Genomic DNA, 15,495 nt, shown 5'->3' on the forward strand with positions numbered 1-15,495 from the left:
TGAAATTCTTAATGTTGAAACTGAATGTTGCAATAAAGATAAATAAAAGATACCACAATGGCAATTCCGGCGCCCATGAATACTTCCCTAGGTGTATGCCTTTTCAAAATAACCCGTGTAACACCTACCAGCGCTGCTATACCCAGCCATATCAGTCCGGCACCTGTATCAATAGCGAAAAACAACGCTGCAACAAAAACGTTGAAAGCAGTGTGCATGGAACTTTTAATATAATAGTTACTGATCTGCATGGCAATAAGCAGAATCAGAATGAAAAGCATGACAAAATCAATATATCCGTTTTTGAAATAATTAAAAGCAAGATAAGAGATTACACAGGCAGCAATGAAAAAATATAAACTTTTGCGCTGATTTCGGTTAGAAACATCCATATTGGTATATCTTCCGGTTTTCACATTCCATACCAGCCAGATAATTACAGGGAGAATGATCATTAATACAATCGGAAGAAAATAGAGGAGGGAATCGTTTAAAGCATAATTTTTAATGCTCATGTAAATAAAAAAAATAATTAATGATACCAGGGGATTAAAAAAGTCTGATATAATTCTTGAGATTTTATGAATAAATGAAGGCTGTTTTTCTTCCATAATTAAGTTTGACAATGTAAATATAATATTATAAGCAAAAAAACAATGGGCAGGTATACAATAAAAACAAAGTTTTTTTTATAATTTTGCTCAACTATTTCATAATAAATAAGCAAGAGCTCAACACATGAAAGAATTTTCTAAAGAGGTATACCTGAAGTGGTATGAAGATATGACAATGTGGAGAAGGTTTGAAGACAAATGCCGTTCTCTTTATCTAAAGCAAAAAATCAGAGGTTTTTTACATTTGTATAACGGTCAGGAAGCTATTCCCGCAGGATTTACCCATGCAATGGATTTAACCAAAGACAGTATGATCACTGCTTACAGATGCCACATCCATCCGATGGCGATGGGGGTAGATCCTAAAAGAATTATGGCCGAACTTTGCGGTAAAGCTACAGGTACGTCAGGAGGTATGGGTGGATCTATGCACATCTTCAGCAAAGAACACAGGTTTTACGGAGGCCACGGTATTGTAGGTGGGCAGATTCCTTTAGGTGCCGGGATCGCTTTTGCAGATCAGTATTTTGACAGAAAAGCGGTAAATATCTGCTTCTTTGGAGACGGAGCGGCAAGACAGGGTTCATTACATGAAACGTTTAACATGGCGATGAACTGGAAACTTCCGGTAGTTTTTGTTGTGGAAAACAACCAGTATGCAATGGGAACTTCTGTAAAAAGAACCGCCAACCACGAGGATATTTATAAATTAGGGTTGGGTTACGAAATGCCTTGTCTTGCAGTAGATGCAATGGATCCTGAAAAAGTGGCTGAAGCTGCTTATGAAGCAATCGAGAGAGCAAGAAGAGGAGATGGCCCTACTTTTATCGAAGCAAGAACATACCGTTACAGAGGTCACTCTATGTCTGATGCGGAACCATACAGATCTAAAGAAGAAGTTGCGATTCACAAAAATGATGACCCTATTGAACTGATCAAACAAAGAATCCTGGCAAACAACTGGGCTACCGAAGAAGAATTGGAAGCAATGGATAACAAATCAAGAGATTTCGTGGAAGAGTGTATCGAATTTATGGAAAACTCACCATATCCGGATGCAGAAAAAATCTATGAGTATGTATACGCTCAACAAGATTACCCGTTCTTAGACAAATTAGAAAACTAAAAGATAATAAGTCAATTTGAAAGTTTGAAAATTTGAAAATGATTTATTATCACATCTTTTTTAATTTTCAAATAAACAAATTACCAAATTTTCAAATTAAAATAAATTATGGCAGAAGTAATTACAATGCCACGTCTTTCCGATACAATGACGGAAGGAAAAGTGGCTAAATGGCATAAAAAAGTAGGAGATAAAGTAAAGGAAGGAGATATTTTAGCAGAAATTGAAACTGATAAAGCCGTTCAGGATTTTGAATCTGAAGTAGAAGGAACCCTTTTATACGTTGGAGTAGAAGAAGGAGGCGCTGCTGCTGTAGATTCTGTTTTGGCAATTATCGGTAATGAAGGAGAAGATATTTCAGGATTAACTGGTGGTGAAGCTCCTAAATCCAATGATTCTGAAGAGAAAAAAGTGGACGAAGACCATAAAACAGAAAATAATGCAACCAGTATAGAACAGGCTGATGCTGAAGTTCCTGCAGGTGTGGAAGTGATTACAATGCCAAGACTTTCCGATACAATGACGGAAGGAAAAGTGGCTAAATGGCACAAAAACGTTGGCGATACCGTAAAAGAAGGCGATCTCCTTGCTGAAATCGAAACCGATAAGGCGGTTCAGGATTTTGAATCAGAATTCAACGGAGTATTATTAAAGCAAGGTGTTGAAGAAGGTGGTGCTGCTCCTGTTGATTCAGTTTTAGCGATTATCGGACCAGAAGGAACGGATGTTTCAGGAGTTGGTGCTCCTAAAGCAGCTTCTTCATCGTCAGAAAAGCCTGCTGAACAGAAAACGGAAGCTAAATCAGAAGAAAAAGCTGCTCCTGCTGCAGATTCTTCATCTACAGACAGAGTAGCGATCTCCCCTTTAGCAAAGAAAATGGCTCAGGATAAAGGTGTTGATATTAATAGCATTCAGGGTTCAGGAGAAAACGGAAGAATCGTTAAAAAAGATATTGAAAATTACCAGCCTTCTGCATCTAAACCGGCCGCTTCAGCTCCGGCTGCAAGTCCTGCCGCACAGGTGGCATTAAGCTTCGTTCAGGGTGAAGATACGGAAACCCCGAATTCACAGGTAAGAAACGTTATCGCAAAACGTCTTTCTGAAAGTAAATTCACCGCTCCTCACTATTATCTGATGGTTGAAATCAACATGGATAAGGCAATTGAGGCGAGAAAAGAAATCAACTCTTTACCGGATACCAAAATTTCTTTTAATGATATGATCATCAAAGCAACGGCTGTTGCGTTAAGAAAACATCCGCAGGTAAATTCAAGCTGGGCAGGTGATAAGATCATTCACAGAGGAAACATCAATGTGGGTGTAGCGGTTGCAATTCCGGACGGACTAGTTGTTCCTGTTCTTAAGAATACAGATCAGATGAACTATACCCAGATTTCTGCTGCAGTGAAAGATATGGCTGCAAGAGCGAAAAACAAAGGACTTAAAGCAAATGAAATGGAAGGTTCTACATTCTCTATTTCAAACCTTGGAATGTTCGGTATTGAAACATTTACAAGCATCATCAATCAGCCCAACTCTGCAATCCTTTCAGTAGGAGCAATTATTGAAAAACCGGTTGTGAAAAACGGACAGATCGTAGTTGGAAACATCATGAAGCTTTCATTAGCTTGTGATCACAGAGTGGTGGACGGTGCTACAGGAGCTCAGTTCTTACAGACTTTAAAAACGTATCTTGAAAATCCTTTAACTTTGTTACTGTAATTCAGGAAAAATTTTAAATAAATAGAAAGCTTACCAGTATTTTTGGTAAGCTTTTTTATTTTTAAGCTAATTTAATGACTATCCGTAAATTTTAGAATGATGATTGCTATATTTGGCTTATGAAGTTGGGCAAAATAACATTAGACAAACAAAATATTTTTCTTTTATTACTGATCATAATGGTCGCAGCAGGAAAGCTATTTCCTTTCAGAGATGATTATAATCAGTATTTCAATTTATCAGGATTCATTGACTGGGGAATAGCAGCTATTTTTTTATTATACGGATTAAAGCTTAATATTAAAGAAATTGTAAAAGATATATCCAATTGGAAACTTCACCTTTTGGTACAGTGCGGGACTTTTATTCTTTTTCCTTTGCTGGTATTTCTGTTCTATGGATTTGCAAAAGATACTGCCTATTATACTACCTGGCTTTCCCTATTTTTTCTTGCGTGTCTTCCGTCCACCGTATCATCATCGGTTGTTATGGTTTCCATTGCTAAAGGAAATGTTACTTCGGCTATATTTAATGCATCAATTTCAGGAATTATAGGAATTGTAATGACGCCTTTGTTAATGAGTTTTTTCATTCAGCCCGGACAGGAAAATATGGATAATTCTGAGATTGTTCAGCAATTATTACTCAAAGTTTTATTACCAATTATTCTGGGTCTGCTTTTAAATCCATTATTGAAAAATTGGGTAACCAGATACAGTAAAATCATTGCAGAATTTGATAAAATGATTATTCTTTTGATTGTTTATGAAAGTTTTTCAGAAGCTTTTTCCCAAAATGTTTTTGCTTCCGTTTCGCCGGTTATTTTTATCATTATTGCGGTAAGCGTCATCACTTTGTTTTTTTCAGTGTATGAAATCCTGAAACTGATTTCTAAAAAACTTCATTTTAAAAGAGAAGATATCATAACGACAACATTCTGCGGATCAAAGAAATCATTGGTTCACGGAAGTCTTTTTGTGATGGTTCTCGGAATTGCCGAAGATGAGAAAGTATTATTCCTTTTACCGGTGATGATTTATCACAGTTTTCAGCTGTTTTATGTGAGCTGGCTAGCCAATAAGATTGAGAAAAAATCTCAGATGACTAAAATATAACATAATAAAATTCCTTCTTTATTGCTTTTCAGGATTCAAATCAAATCACTATTTTTGGATTATGATTAAAGCAAGAAATATCCATAAATCTTATGGGAATTTAGAAGTATTAAAAGGTGTTGATATTCATATCAAAATTGGTGAGGTTGTTTCAATTGTAGGAGAATCGGGAGCAGGAAAATCTACCCTTTTACAGATTTTGGGAACCCTGGATCAGCCTACAGCTTCATCGAAGTTTGATACAGAGATTACCATTGCCGGTGAATCTTTTATCAATATGAACGATAAACAGCTTTCTAAATTCAGAAACCAGAATATCGGTTTTGTATTTCAGTTTCATCAGCTGCTTCCCGAATTTACGGCATTGGAAAATGTACTTTTGCCGACAAAAATTGCCGGAGCCAACGAAAAGGAAGCCATGGAGAAGGCGTATGCTTTATTTGAAGATCTTAAAATAGAGCAGAGGCTGCATCATAAGCCCAATCAGCTTTCGGGAGGAGAAGCCCAGAGAGTGGCTGTTGCCAGAGCTTTGATCAATTCTCCGAAAATCATTTTTGCCGATGAACCTACAGGAAATCTTGATTCTAAAAATGCGGATGACCTTCACCGGTTATTTTTTGATCTGAGGGATAAATATAACCAGACCTTTGTAATTGTTACGCACAACCCGAACCTGGCAGAAATCACCGACAGGAAACTGGTTATGAAGGACGGGATGATTATTGAGTAAAAATTTCCGCAAATGATGAAACACTTTATTCTCTCCCTCTTATTCCTCATTTCATGCTCAAAATTTGAATTTCAGGATTCAGATTCATCTGCTGTTCTGCCTGTATCAAGAATTTCGGAGATTAAAAAATTTATAAAGGGAAAAGATTACAACCAGGACCTTGCGATTTTTATTAATTTTAAAATTCATTCCGGAAAATACCGGTATTTTGTTTACGACCTTAAAAACAATAAAATTTTACAAAAAGCCATTGTTGCTCACGGGGACGGATCTGTAGTTAAAAATTCCTCTGCCCTGAAATTCAGTAATATTGACGGTTCACACCAGTCGTCTTTGGGAAAATACGAAATCAGGGAAAGTTATTCCGGAAAGTTCGGAAAAGCGTATCGACTGGACGGTCTTGATGATACCAACAGCAATGCAAGATCAAGAGCCATTGTGCTTCATTCTTATTATTGTATTCCCTACCGGGAGTCTTCCAAGCCTGCATGTTTAAGCTTCGGCTGTCCCATGCTTTCCAAAAAAGCATTTAACGAAACTTCAAAATTTATTAATCAATCGGAAAAAACGATCATTTTATACGCTTTTTATTAAAACTAAATAATTCATGAAAAACATCTCTATCCTTGCCACATCACTTTTAATGGTGATCTCTTGTCAAAATAAAGAACTTCAAAAAGAAAATCTGTCGCTTAATCTTCCAAAAGGTTTTGAGCAGACCTTAATTTATGCATCTTCTACGGATGGCAATAATAACGGGGGAATGAATGAAGCTACCGAAGTAAAATTCCGGGTAGATTCTGTAGACAAAAACTCCAACTATTATATTACAGGAGAAATTATTAGAATGACTTTTAACCAGCAAATGTTTGGGGAAGAAATTCATTTTGATTCAAGAGAGGCTTCTAACAATGATGATGGAATGGGAGATGAAATTAAGCCGATGATTAACAATCCTTTTACATTTAAAATAGATAAATTCGGTAATATACTTGAAAAACAGAAGTTTACCAGAGAAGCTGCAGATGAAAGCAATTTAACCCAATACAATATTATTCCGTTTGCTTTTCCAAGAGAAACAGTAGAAGAGGGATTCACATGGAAGGTAGATACCTCCAATCCGGTTACAAAATCTATTATGCCGGTTACAAGTAGTTTTACGTATAAAGGCACCAAAGATCATAAGGTTGAATTTGCCATCAACTCAAAAATGCAGGGTGTAGAAGGAATGATGAAAGATACTGATATTAAGGGTAAATATGTTTTCGACAGTAAGACAAAAGCTTTGATTTCTGCTGAAAGAAATATGCCGGTTCAGATTGGTGGCGGTAGTGCAACTTTTTCAATTACTCCAAAAATTGAAGGTTTTTAATTTATCTTTATGTCTATTAAATTTTTAGCTGAAGATGACAGGCCCCGGGAAAAATTTTTATTGAAAGGTAAAAGTTCACTTTCCGATTCCGAGTTGCTCGCGATCATCATGGGAAGCGGAAATAAGGATGAAACAGCAGTAGAACTGGCAAGAAGGATTCTGGGCTCGGTAGATAACAACTGGAATCAGCTCAGTCTTCTGTCTGTAAAAGATTTAATGAAATTTAAAGGAGTGGGAGAGGTAAAAGCTATTTCCATTGCTGCCGCTCTGGAGATCGGGAGAAGAAGGGCCGGACAGGAAGTGCCGGAAAAACCTGTAATCTCAAGCAGCAGAACCGCCTACGAAATTTTTAGAAACCACTTGTCGGATCTGAGAACAGAAGAATTCTGGGCCATTTTTCTTAACAGGAGCAATAAGGTCATTCATTTTACCCAATTGACACAGGGAGGAATTAATCAATCCATTGTAGACATCAGGGTTTTATTTAAAACAGCATTAGATCATTTTTCTACGGGAATTATCATTGCGCACAATCATCCTTCAGGAAGTTTGCAGCCAAGCCGTGAAGACATTGAGATCACCCGGAAGATAAAGACCGCAGGAGAAACAATGAATATCCAGCTTCTCGATCATCTTATCATCACACAGAATTCTTATTTTAGCTTTTCAGACGACGGATTATTATGATTAGAAGAGTTAAATATCATGAAATTGATTTTCAGAAATATACAATGTGCTTGGAAAACTCTGAGCAGCGAAACTGGTATGCAAAAAAGGAAGTATTGGATGAACTCTCAGGAAATTGGGAGATCTTAGTATATGATGATTACAAAGCTGTTTTGCCCGTACCAATGAAAAAAAAGTTCGGGATCAATTTTGTGATTATGCCGCTGTTCTGTCAGCAATTAGGGATTTTTTCAGAAAAAGATGATGTAAAAATAAACGACCGGTTTTTACAATTCCTGAAAAAAAATTATAAAGTATTTTTATATTCTTTTAATCATTGTAATTCATTTTCAGAAAATTTGAAAACCAAAAAGAACTATAAGATTCCGGTTTCGGATTATGTACTTTTACGAAGAAAAAAATATTTCAAAGGACGAAAATCAACCGCAAAATGTGCCCAGCATCTTATTTATAAAGAGATTGAGTTCAATACAAATCACATTGCATTTATCGAAAAGCATTTTAAAGGTCTTAAAAAACAAACTGATGTTAAAAAATTCAGGGATTACATGAGTTTTCTTCATGATCATAATGCATTGAAGCTTTGTGCAGCCTACCTCGAGGAAAAGCTTATTAACGTTGCCGTTTTGGTAGATGAACATACACAGCTTTCTTTGCTGGCTTTAATTAATGACGAAAACTATAAAACCGAAAACGGACCTTCTTTTTTAATTGATAAAATCCTGAATAATTATATTCATGAGAAAGAATTTAATTTTATGGGAAGCAACATTCGCGGGATCGAAATTTTTTTTAAGAGCTTTGGCGGAGAACTCCAAGAATATACATACCTGCAAAGTAAAATTTTAGAAAAACTCTCTTCATAATATTCAGTATATTTATTTCTTATTCAAAGAATTTATGATAACTATACCGATAAAAATTGAAGTCTTTTAAGGGGAATTTAAAAATTAATATGAGTGATTCGTTCTCTAAAAATTTAAGATAGAAAAGAATCGGAATACTTATATGATTTTCACGGTAAATTCAGAAAATATCATTAATTTTGCTACCTCAATTATGGCTAGTTTTTCAGGATATTTACCGTATGCATTTGCATTAATTATTGCAATACCTTTTTTGGTTTTGCTGAGACAATTCGTATTTACCTACATCAGGCTTAAAGAACAGGAAATCAAACTCCTTACCGTAAAGTCGAATACCGGCAACAAAGCACAGTCATACGAGAGAATGACACTCTTCATGGAAAGACTGAAACCTTCCCATCTTATTCAGCGTTTTGATAAAGGTCTTGCCGTTCATGAGTTTATTTTCCTTACAGAAAAGGCCATTAACGAAGAATTTGACTATAATGCTTCCCAGCAACTTTATATCACCAAAAACTCCTGGAAGAATATTGTTGATTCTAAAAATGCCATCATAGAACTTCTTCACAAAACCTATAATGAAATCAGCGGAAATGCAACACTCGATGAGTTCAAGACTATTTTTATCATGAATTTTATAAACGGTGAAGACTATATTTCCGCCACAATAGAAGACCTTAGAAGAGAAATTTTAATAATAACATAATTATAAATAAATTAAATTAAATAATGATTCCAAATTTTAAAGCACATCCATGGCATGGTATTTCTGCAGGAGAAGATGCGCCGAATGTCGTAAATGTTTTCGTGGAGATCGTTCCTTCTGATACCATTAAATATGAAGTTGATAAAGAAACAGGATTTTTAAAGGTAGACAGGCCACAGAAGTTTTCCAACATTATTCCGGCATTGTACGGTTTTGTTCCGAGAACGTATTGCGATGCTGAAGTAATGAATTTAGCCATCGAAAGAGGTGCGAATGATGTTACAATGGGAGATCACGATCCGCTTGATATCTGTGTTTTAAGTTCACACAATATTCATGCTGGAGGTCTTTTGATGGAAGCTATTCCAATCGGCGGATTTAAAATGATCGACGGAGGAGAGGCTGATGATAAAATCGTTGCTGTAATGATCGGTGACCACGCTTTCGGACATTTCAGAGATATTTCAGAATTGCCTGAAGCAGAAGTGAAACGATTAATGCACTATTTTTTAACGTATAAAAATCTACCGGACGAACCTGCAAAATGCAGAATCCAGGAAGTGTACGGAGCAGAACACGCTAAAAAAGTAATCAAAGCTTCTCAGGAAGATTACGCAAACAAATACGGAGGGTAAAATACTCTTATTGACTATATAAAAAGCAGATTGGTGACAATCTGCTTTTTTGATATAAAAAATGTTTGCAATTACTTTTTCTGATAAACCGTGATCCCTTCTTTAATAGTTTCCAAAATTTTAATATCACGGATTTTGTCATGCTCAACAGTCAGTGGGTTCTGATCTAATATGACAAGATCTGCTGATTTTCCGGGTTTTATTGAACCTTTTCTTTCTTCCTCATGCAATTGGTAAGCCGCATTAATGGTTATTGCTTTTAAAGCTTCTATGGGTGGAATTCTCTCATCAGGACCAAGAATCATCCCCGAACGTGTTTTTCTGTTTACGGCAGCATAAACTGCAGTAATGAGGTCGGGAGGTGTTACCGGTGCATCGTGATGAATGGTAAACAAGATTCCTGCCTTTAAAGCCGAATTGGCCGGGCTTATAAAGGATGCTCTTTCCGGACCGAAGACACTTGAATAATGCCAGTCTCCCCACAAATAGGCATGAGTAGAAAAATAAGAAGGAACCAGACCAAGATCTTTTATCTTTATGATATGATCAGGGCGGCTGTTCTGTACATGAACCAGGGTAACCCGTAAATCAGGATGATATATTTTTTCATCCTTTAATTTTTGAATGATCCTTAAAGCCTGATCAATGGCTGCATCTCCGTTTACATGAAGCTGTGCGGTAATATTATTCTGAAATAGGTGTTTAAGATCAGCATAAAGTACGTCATCGGAGAATATCGGAAAACCTTTATAATCGGCATTCTGTCCTTCAGGAGGTACAAGATATGGTTTGGTAAGCCATGCTGTTTTTCCCTGCGGAGATCCGTCATCCGAAAATTTAAAACCACCAAGCTTCAGGCGGTTTTTGTACTGCATATACATCGGTTGAAAAGAATTGAAACTGGATTTAGAATATTCATAGTCAGGAAAATAGACTACATCTACTTTAAACAATCCTTTCGATGCCGCTTCCTCAAGAAGGCTAACATTTTCTCCCATCGTCCTTCCGTCACAAATTGTGGTTTGTCCGTAACTGAGCCATTCTTCCTGTGCTTTCATAAGGTTATCAAGAGCAAGAGTCTTGGCATTAGCTGTGTTACCTATTTTTTGAGTTAGAGCAAGCAAAGATCCAAAGCTGGCATTTTCTTCTAATTTTCCATTAAGCTTTCCTGTATTTTTATCTCTTCCGTAATGACCGCCTTCAGGATCTTGTGAAGCTTCTGTAATACCCAAAAATTTAAGCATTGCACTGTTGGCAACACTGGCATGCCCCGAAGCATGAATAACAATAATAGGATTGGTCTTACTTACCGCATCCAGTTCTTCTTTAGTAGGATGCCTGTGTTCGGTCATTATAGCGTCATCATATCCGTTACCTATAATGGGCTGTTCTTCAGATATCTTATAGTTTTTGATGAAAGCTTTTATTACATTTTGTAAATCTTTAATAGAATTTACGGTACCATAAGGTGTTGGCGAAAGATCAATGGCCTGCATCATTCCTGCTCTGGATGTAAGATGACCATGAGCATCTATAAAGCCCGGCAGTAGCGTTTTGCCCTGTAAATCGACTTTCTTTGTATTTCGGTCTGTATATCGTTTAGCATCAGAATTTGATCCTACAAATTGAATCTTTCCGTTTTTGACGGTTACTGCTTCCGCCTGCGGAAGATCATTTTCCATCGTCACAACTGTACCGTCATAATACAGGATGTCTGCTTTCTGTTTTTGAGGAATGCTCTGGCAGTTATAAAAAAATAGCAGGAGAAGGATTTTATAGAATAAGTCTTTCATGATCATTAATTCATTTTTTGGTGATGTTTAAAATTACGAAATTATCTTTTCGATTAGTTCATAGATGATTAGAAAATTTTGTTATATTTATAAAGCTAATTACAAATTTTTAATATTAAAATAATAAACTATGGATCTGTTCTATTTAATTCCTGTTTTCGGTGTCGTTGCCTTACTGTATACTTTTATTCAAAGTAACTGGGTAAATAAGCAAAACGCAGGGAACGAAAAAATGAAAATAATCAGCGGACACATCGCTGACGGTGCAATGGCTTTTCTCAAGGCTGAGTACAAGATTTTGACTTATTTTGTTGTCATTGTAGGTATTCTACTGGCTGTCATGGGTTCCAGTAATGACAATTCTCACTGGAGCATTGGAGTTGCTTTCGTTGTAGGAGCTGTATTTTCGGCACTTGCAGGATTTATAGGAATGAAGATCGCTACAAAGGCCAATGTACGTACCGCAGAAGCGGCAAAAACTTCCCTTTCAAAAGCATTAAAAGTTTCCTTCACCGGAGGTTCCGTTATGGGAATGGGGGTCGCAGGTCTTGCTGTTCTTGGCTTGGGTGCTTTATTTTTAATCATCAAGCAGATTTTTGCTCCCAATGCACATGTGGATTCTCAGGAAATGGAAAGAACCATTGAGATCCTTACCGGTTTTTCTTTGGGTGCAGAGTCTATTGCTTTATTTGCAAGAGTAGGTGGAGGAATTTATACTAAAGCTGCAGATGTCGGGGCTGACCTTGTGGGAAAAGTGGAAGCTGGTATTCCGGAAGATGATCCTAGAAATCCGGCTACTATTGCCGATAACGTAGGAGATAATGTAGGAGACGTTGCAGGAATGGGCGCCGACCTTTTCGGTTCGTATGTCGCAACAGTTTTGGCAACAATGGTTTTAGGAAGAGAAACCGTTTCGGAGGATTCCTTCGGTGGTTTTGCGCCGATTCTTCTTCCGATGCTTATTGCCGGAACGGGAATTATTTTCTCTATCATAGGAACTTTATTTGTAAGAATAAATGATAATGAAGATTCATCCACATCAAATGTTCAGAATGCTTTAAATTTAGGAAACTGGGGAAGCATTGTTATTACTGCGATATCTTCTTATTTTCTGGTGAATTATATTTTGCCTGATGAAATGGTTTTACGGGGACATGAATTTACTAAAATGGGTGTTTTTGGAGCCATCATGGTAGGATTGGTTGTGGGAACATTAATGAGCATTATTACAGAATATTATACGGCAATGGGAAAAAGGCCTGTCTCCAGTATCGTAAGACAGTCTTCTACCGGTCATGCCACCAACATTATCGGAGGACTTTCCGTGGGCATGGAATCAACACTGTTACCGATTATTGTTCTGGCCGGCGGAATTTACGGTTCTTACCTTTGTGCCGGATTGTACGGAGTGGCTATTGCAGCAGCAGGAATGATGGCTACAACGGCTATGCAGCTTGCCATCGACGCTTTCGGACCGATTGCCGATAATGCAGGAGGGATTGCGGAAATGAGTGAACTGCCTAAAGAAGTCCGTGAAAAAACAGATATTCTGGATGCCGTAGGAAATACAACGGCTGCCACAGGAAAAGGTTTTGCCATCGCTTCAGCGGCTTTAACGGCGCTTGCATTATTTGCAGCATTTGTAGGAATTGCAGGAATCGACGGAATCGATATTTACAGAGCCGATGTTCTTGCCGGGTTATTTGTCGGAGGGATGATTCCGTTTATCTTCTCTTCTCTTGCGATTACCGCTGTAGGACAGGCAGCTATGGCGATGGTGGAAGAAGTAAGAAGGCAGTTCCGGGAAATTCCGGGAATTCTGGAAGGAAAAGCACAGCCTGAATACGAAAAATGCGTTGCTATTTCTACCGATGCATCTATTAAAAAAATGATGCTTCCCGGAGCAATTGCCATCGTTTCACCTTTATTGATAGGCTTTATTTTCGGACCTGAAGTGTTGGGCGGATTTTTAGCCGGGGCAACAGTTTGCGGTGTTTTGATGGGAATGTTTCAGAATAATGCCGGTGGTGCATGGGATAATGCCAAAAAATCCTTCGAAAAAGGAGTAAACATCAACGGACAAATGTATTACAAAGGTTCAGACCCTCATAAAGCTTCCGTAACAGGAGATACGGTAGGAGATCCATTTAAAGATACATCCGGACCTTCGATGAATATTTTAATTAAACTGATGTCCATTGTTTCGTTGGTTATTGCCCCTACATTGGCTGTTCTTCACAAAGATAAAATCGATGCCAACAGAAAGGCAAAAATTGAAAGCTTAACAGGTACAACGGTTGCTAATGCTGTTTCAGGAAATACAGCTGTAGCAGTGGTTCCTGCAGAAATAAAAGGATATCTTAATGAAAATGGTGATTTTGTATATGATACAGGAACATTAAAAGAGCTACAGTTAAAAGGCGGTAAAAAAATATCCATAGGAGAAAGCAGTCAACTTTACAAAATGTATGAGTTGGTAAATAATAAAGATCAGGCTGTTTTGGATCCTAATAAATGGTTTACTATAGAAAATCTTTATTTTGAAACAGGAGCAAGTGAATTAAGACCTGGTTCAGACGCACAGCTTTTAAATCTGGTGGAAATTCTTGATGCATATCCAACCATGAGAATAAAATTAGGTGGTTATACCGATAATTCAGGAAATGAAGAAAGCAATCTTAAACTTTCTAACCTGAGAGCACAAACCGCAAAACTGAAACTTCTGGAGCTGGGAATTGCCGGCGACAGGGTAGAAGCAGAAGGATACGGAGCACAGCATCCTGTTTGTGCAGCAAATGATACAGATGAATGTATGGCGAAAAACAGAAGAATAGATGTAAGGGTTTTAAGTCTTTAAACCGTATAATTTAAGAATATTAAGCACTGCAAAAGCGGTGCTTTTTTGTTATTAATAAATCACAAATCCGCAATTCTTAAGCCGCTTTGATAATATTAAAGGGTTTTTCTCAGATGCTCCAATGCATTAGTGATAAGCTCATCATTTTTAGCAAAGCTGAAACGTAGATAATCCGAATTATTTTTTGAATTATAAAAAGCGGAAAGCGGAAGACAGGCTACTCCTTTATCCACAGTAAGCCATTTGGAAAACTCTACATCCGTCATTGTTGTGGAAATATTTCTGAAATTAACCACCTGAAAAACAGCGCCTTCAGCTATATGTTCAACAATAAAAGGTGTTTCTTTAATCAATTCATTAAAAATATCACGTTTCTTCTGCATCAGATTTTGATTGTGATAGGGATCAAAAATATCAAGATATTTTGCTATCGCATACTGGCAGGGCGAATTGGCACTGTAAGAAATATATTGCTGATGACATCTGAACTTTGCTGTAAGATTTTCGCATGATAAAAGATAACTTACTTTCCATCCTGTAGAATGAAACATTTTGCCAAAAGAAAAAATACAAAAGCATCTTTTCTTAAGCTCGGGATGTAGAAAAGCACTGTAGTGTGAAGTTTCATCATAGCAATAAGTGTCATAGATTTCCTCTGAAATGAGATAAGTTTCTTGGTTTTTTATGAGTTCATATAGTTGATTCCAGTCTTTTTGAGACCATACTTTCCCGGTAGGATTTTGCGGAGAATTTACAATAATTGCTTTGGTTTTTTCGGAAATACAATCACCAAGTTTTTCCCAGTTGATAGTAAAATCATTCTCTAAGTTGTAATAAACAGGCGTTCCGTGATTCAGAACAATAGAAGGACCGTACGTGTAATAGGAAGGCTGTATAACAACCACTTCATCTCCTTGATTGATAATGCATTTCAGTGCTGTATATAAAGTAAAAGTTGCGCATGGGGTAATGGTAACTTCATTTTGATTCAGAAAAATACTGTTGTTTCTTCTGGAGTTATAACGAATAATACTGTCAATCAACAGAGGATTTCCCGCAAGAGGCTCATAATGATGTGTGGAGAAGTCAGCTGCTTCTTTCAGAAAAGATTTCAGCTTTGGATCAATATCAAAATCGGCCAGGCCCAAAGAAAGATCGAAGCTGTTGTTTTTCACAGCCAGTTCAGACATTTCAGAAAAAAAGGAGTAATGGGTAAATCCGTAAACTTTCTCCATATATTTTGCATTTATATCAAATATAAGAAAATTACCC

Annotated in this window: 14 protein-coding genes; 11 read left to right on the forward strand and 3 right to left on the reverse strand. The window is 37.0% G+C overall.

The window, feature by feature from the left end:
- Nucleotides 1-8 precede the first annotated feature (8 nt).
- Nucleotides 9-611 (reverse strand): phosphatase PAP2 family protein, encoded by a 603-nt coding sequence (locus tag ODE14_RS03825; RefSeq protein ID WP_248393556.1) that lies wholly within the window; start codon nucleotides 609-611, stop codon nucleotides 9-11.
- Nucleotides 612-738: 127 nt separating this feature from the next.
- On the opposite strand from ODE14_RS03825, the gene pdhA reads away from it, so the two are divergent.
- From pdhA to ODE14_RS03875, 10 genes are all read left to right on the forward strand, one after another.
- A complete protein-coding gene (gene pdhA, locus ODE14_RS03830) occupies nucleotides 739-1,740 on the forward strand; it encodes a pyruvate dehydrogenase (acetyl-transferring) E1 component subunit alpha (RefSeq protein ID WP_263603029.1) in 1,002 nt (333 codons plus the stop codon).
- Nucleotides 1,741-1,848: 108 nt separating this feature from the next.
- On the forward strand, nucleotides 1,849-3,462 hold the full coding sequence (locus tag ODE14_RS03835) for a pyruvate dehydrogenase complex dihydrolipoamide acetyltransferase (protein ID WP_263603030.1): 1,614 nt from the start codon (nucleotides 1,849-1,851) through the stop codon (nucleotides 3,460-3,462).
- Between the two features lie 119 nt (nucleotides 3,463-3,581).
- Nucleotides 3,582-4,577, forward strand: coding sequence for a bile acid:sodium symporter (locus tag ODE14_RS03840; RefSeq protein WP_263603031.1), 996 nt, complete (start codon nucleotides 3,582-3,584; stop codon nucleotides 4,575-4,577).
- A 61-nt stretch (nucleotides 4,578-4,638) separates the two neighbouring features.
- Nucleotides 4,639-5,307, forward strand: a complete 669-nt coding sequence (locus tag ODE14_RS03845; protein WP_263603032.1) for an ABC transporter ATP-binding protein — start codon at nucleotides 4,639-4,641, stop codon at nucleotides 5,305-5,307.
- Between the two features lie 12 nt (nucleotides 5,308-5,319).
- A complete protein-coding gene (locus tag ODE14_RS03850; protein WP_263603033.1) occupies nucleotides 5,320-5,901 on the forward strand; it encodes a murein L,D-transpeptidase catalytic domain family protein in 582 nt (193 codons plus the stop codon).
- Nucleotides 5,902-5,914: 13 nt separating this feature from the next.
- Nucleotides 5,915-6,679 (forward strand): DUF6263 family protein, encoded by a 765-nt coding sequence (locus tag ODE14_RS03855; RefSeq protein ID WP_263603034.1) that lies wholly within the window; start codon nucleotides 5,915-5,917, stop codon nucleotides 6,677-6,679.
- Between the two features lie 9 nt (nucleotides 6,680-6,688).
- Nucleotides 6,689-7,366 carry a RadC family protein gene (gene radC, locus ODE14_RS03860; protein ID WP_248393549.1) on the forward strand — a complete coding sequence of 226 codons (678 nt, stop codon included), beginning with the start codon at nucleotides 6,689-6,691 and terminating at the stop codon, nucleotides 7,364-7,366.
- Nucleotides 7,363-8,232, forward strand: coding sequence for a hypothetical protein (locus tag ODE14_RS03865; RefSeq protein WP_263603035.1), 870 nt, complete (start codon nucleotides 7,363-7,365; stop codon nucleotides 8,230-8,232). The genes radC and ODE14_RS03865 overlap by 4 nt, the downstream gene beginning before the upstream one ends.
- A 193-nt stretch (nucleotides 8,233-8,425) precedes the next feature.
- Nucleotides 8,426-8,938 carry a hypothetical protein gene (locus ODE14_RS03870; RefSeq protein WP_263603818.1) on the forward strand — a complete coding sequence of 171 codons (513 nt, stop codon included), beginning with the start codon at nucleotides 8,426-8,428 and terminating at the stop codon, nucleotides 8,936-8,938.
- Between the two features lie 23 nt (nucleotides 8,939-8,961).
- Nucleotides 8,962-9,573, forward strand: a complete 612-nt coding sequence (locus tag ODE14_RS03875) for an inorganic pyrophosphatase (protein WP_248393547.1) — start codon at nucleotides 8,962-8,964, stop codon at nucleotides 9,571-9,573.
- Nucleotides 9,574-9,644: 71 nt separating this feature from the next.
- Here ODE14_RS03875 and ODE14_RS03880 read toward each other — a convergent pair whose 3' ends face one another.
- Nucleotides 9,645-11,366 carry an amidohydrolase gene (locus ODE14_RS03880; protein WP_263603036.1) on the reverse strand — a complete coding sequence of 574 codons (1,722 nt, stop codon included), beginning with the start codon at nucleotides 11,364-11,366 and terminating at the stop codon, nucleotides 9,645-9,647.
- A gap of 130 nt (nucleotides 11,367-11,496) precedes the next feature.
- On the opposite strand from ODE14_RS03880, the gene ODE14_RS03885 reads away from it, so the two are divergent.
- The gene (locus ODE14_RS03885; RefSeq protein WP_263603037.1) at nucleotides 11,497-14,223 is read left to right on the forward strand and encodes a sodium-translocating pyrophosphatase; all 2,727 of its coding nucleotides are present in this window, start codon (nucleotides 11,497-11,499) and stop codon (nucleotides 14,221-14,223) included.
- A 95-nt stretch (nucleotides 14,224-14,318) separates the two neighbouring features.
- Here the strand turns inward: ODE14_RS03885 and ODE14_RS03890 are convergent, their stop codons facing one another.
- Nucleotides 14,319-15,458 carry an aminotransferase class I/II-fold pyridoxal phosphate-dependent enzyme gene (locus ODE14_RS03890; protein ID WP_263603038.1) on the reverse strand — a complete coding sequence of 380 codons (1,140 nt, stop codon included), beginning with the start codon at nucleotides 15,456-15,458 and terminating at the stop codon, nucleotides 14,319-14,321.
- Between the last annotated feature and the right edge of the window lie 37 nt (nucleotides 15,459-15,495).

The sequence above is a fragment of the Chryseobacterium sp. PET-29 genome (genome assembly GCF_025736815.1).
Classification (GTDB): Bacteria; Bacteroidota; Bacteroidia; order Flavobacteriales; family Weeksellaceae; genus Chryseobacterium; species Chryseobacterium nepalense.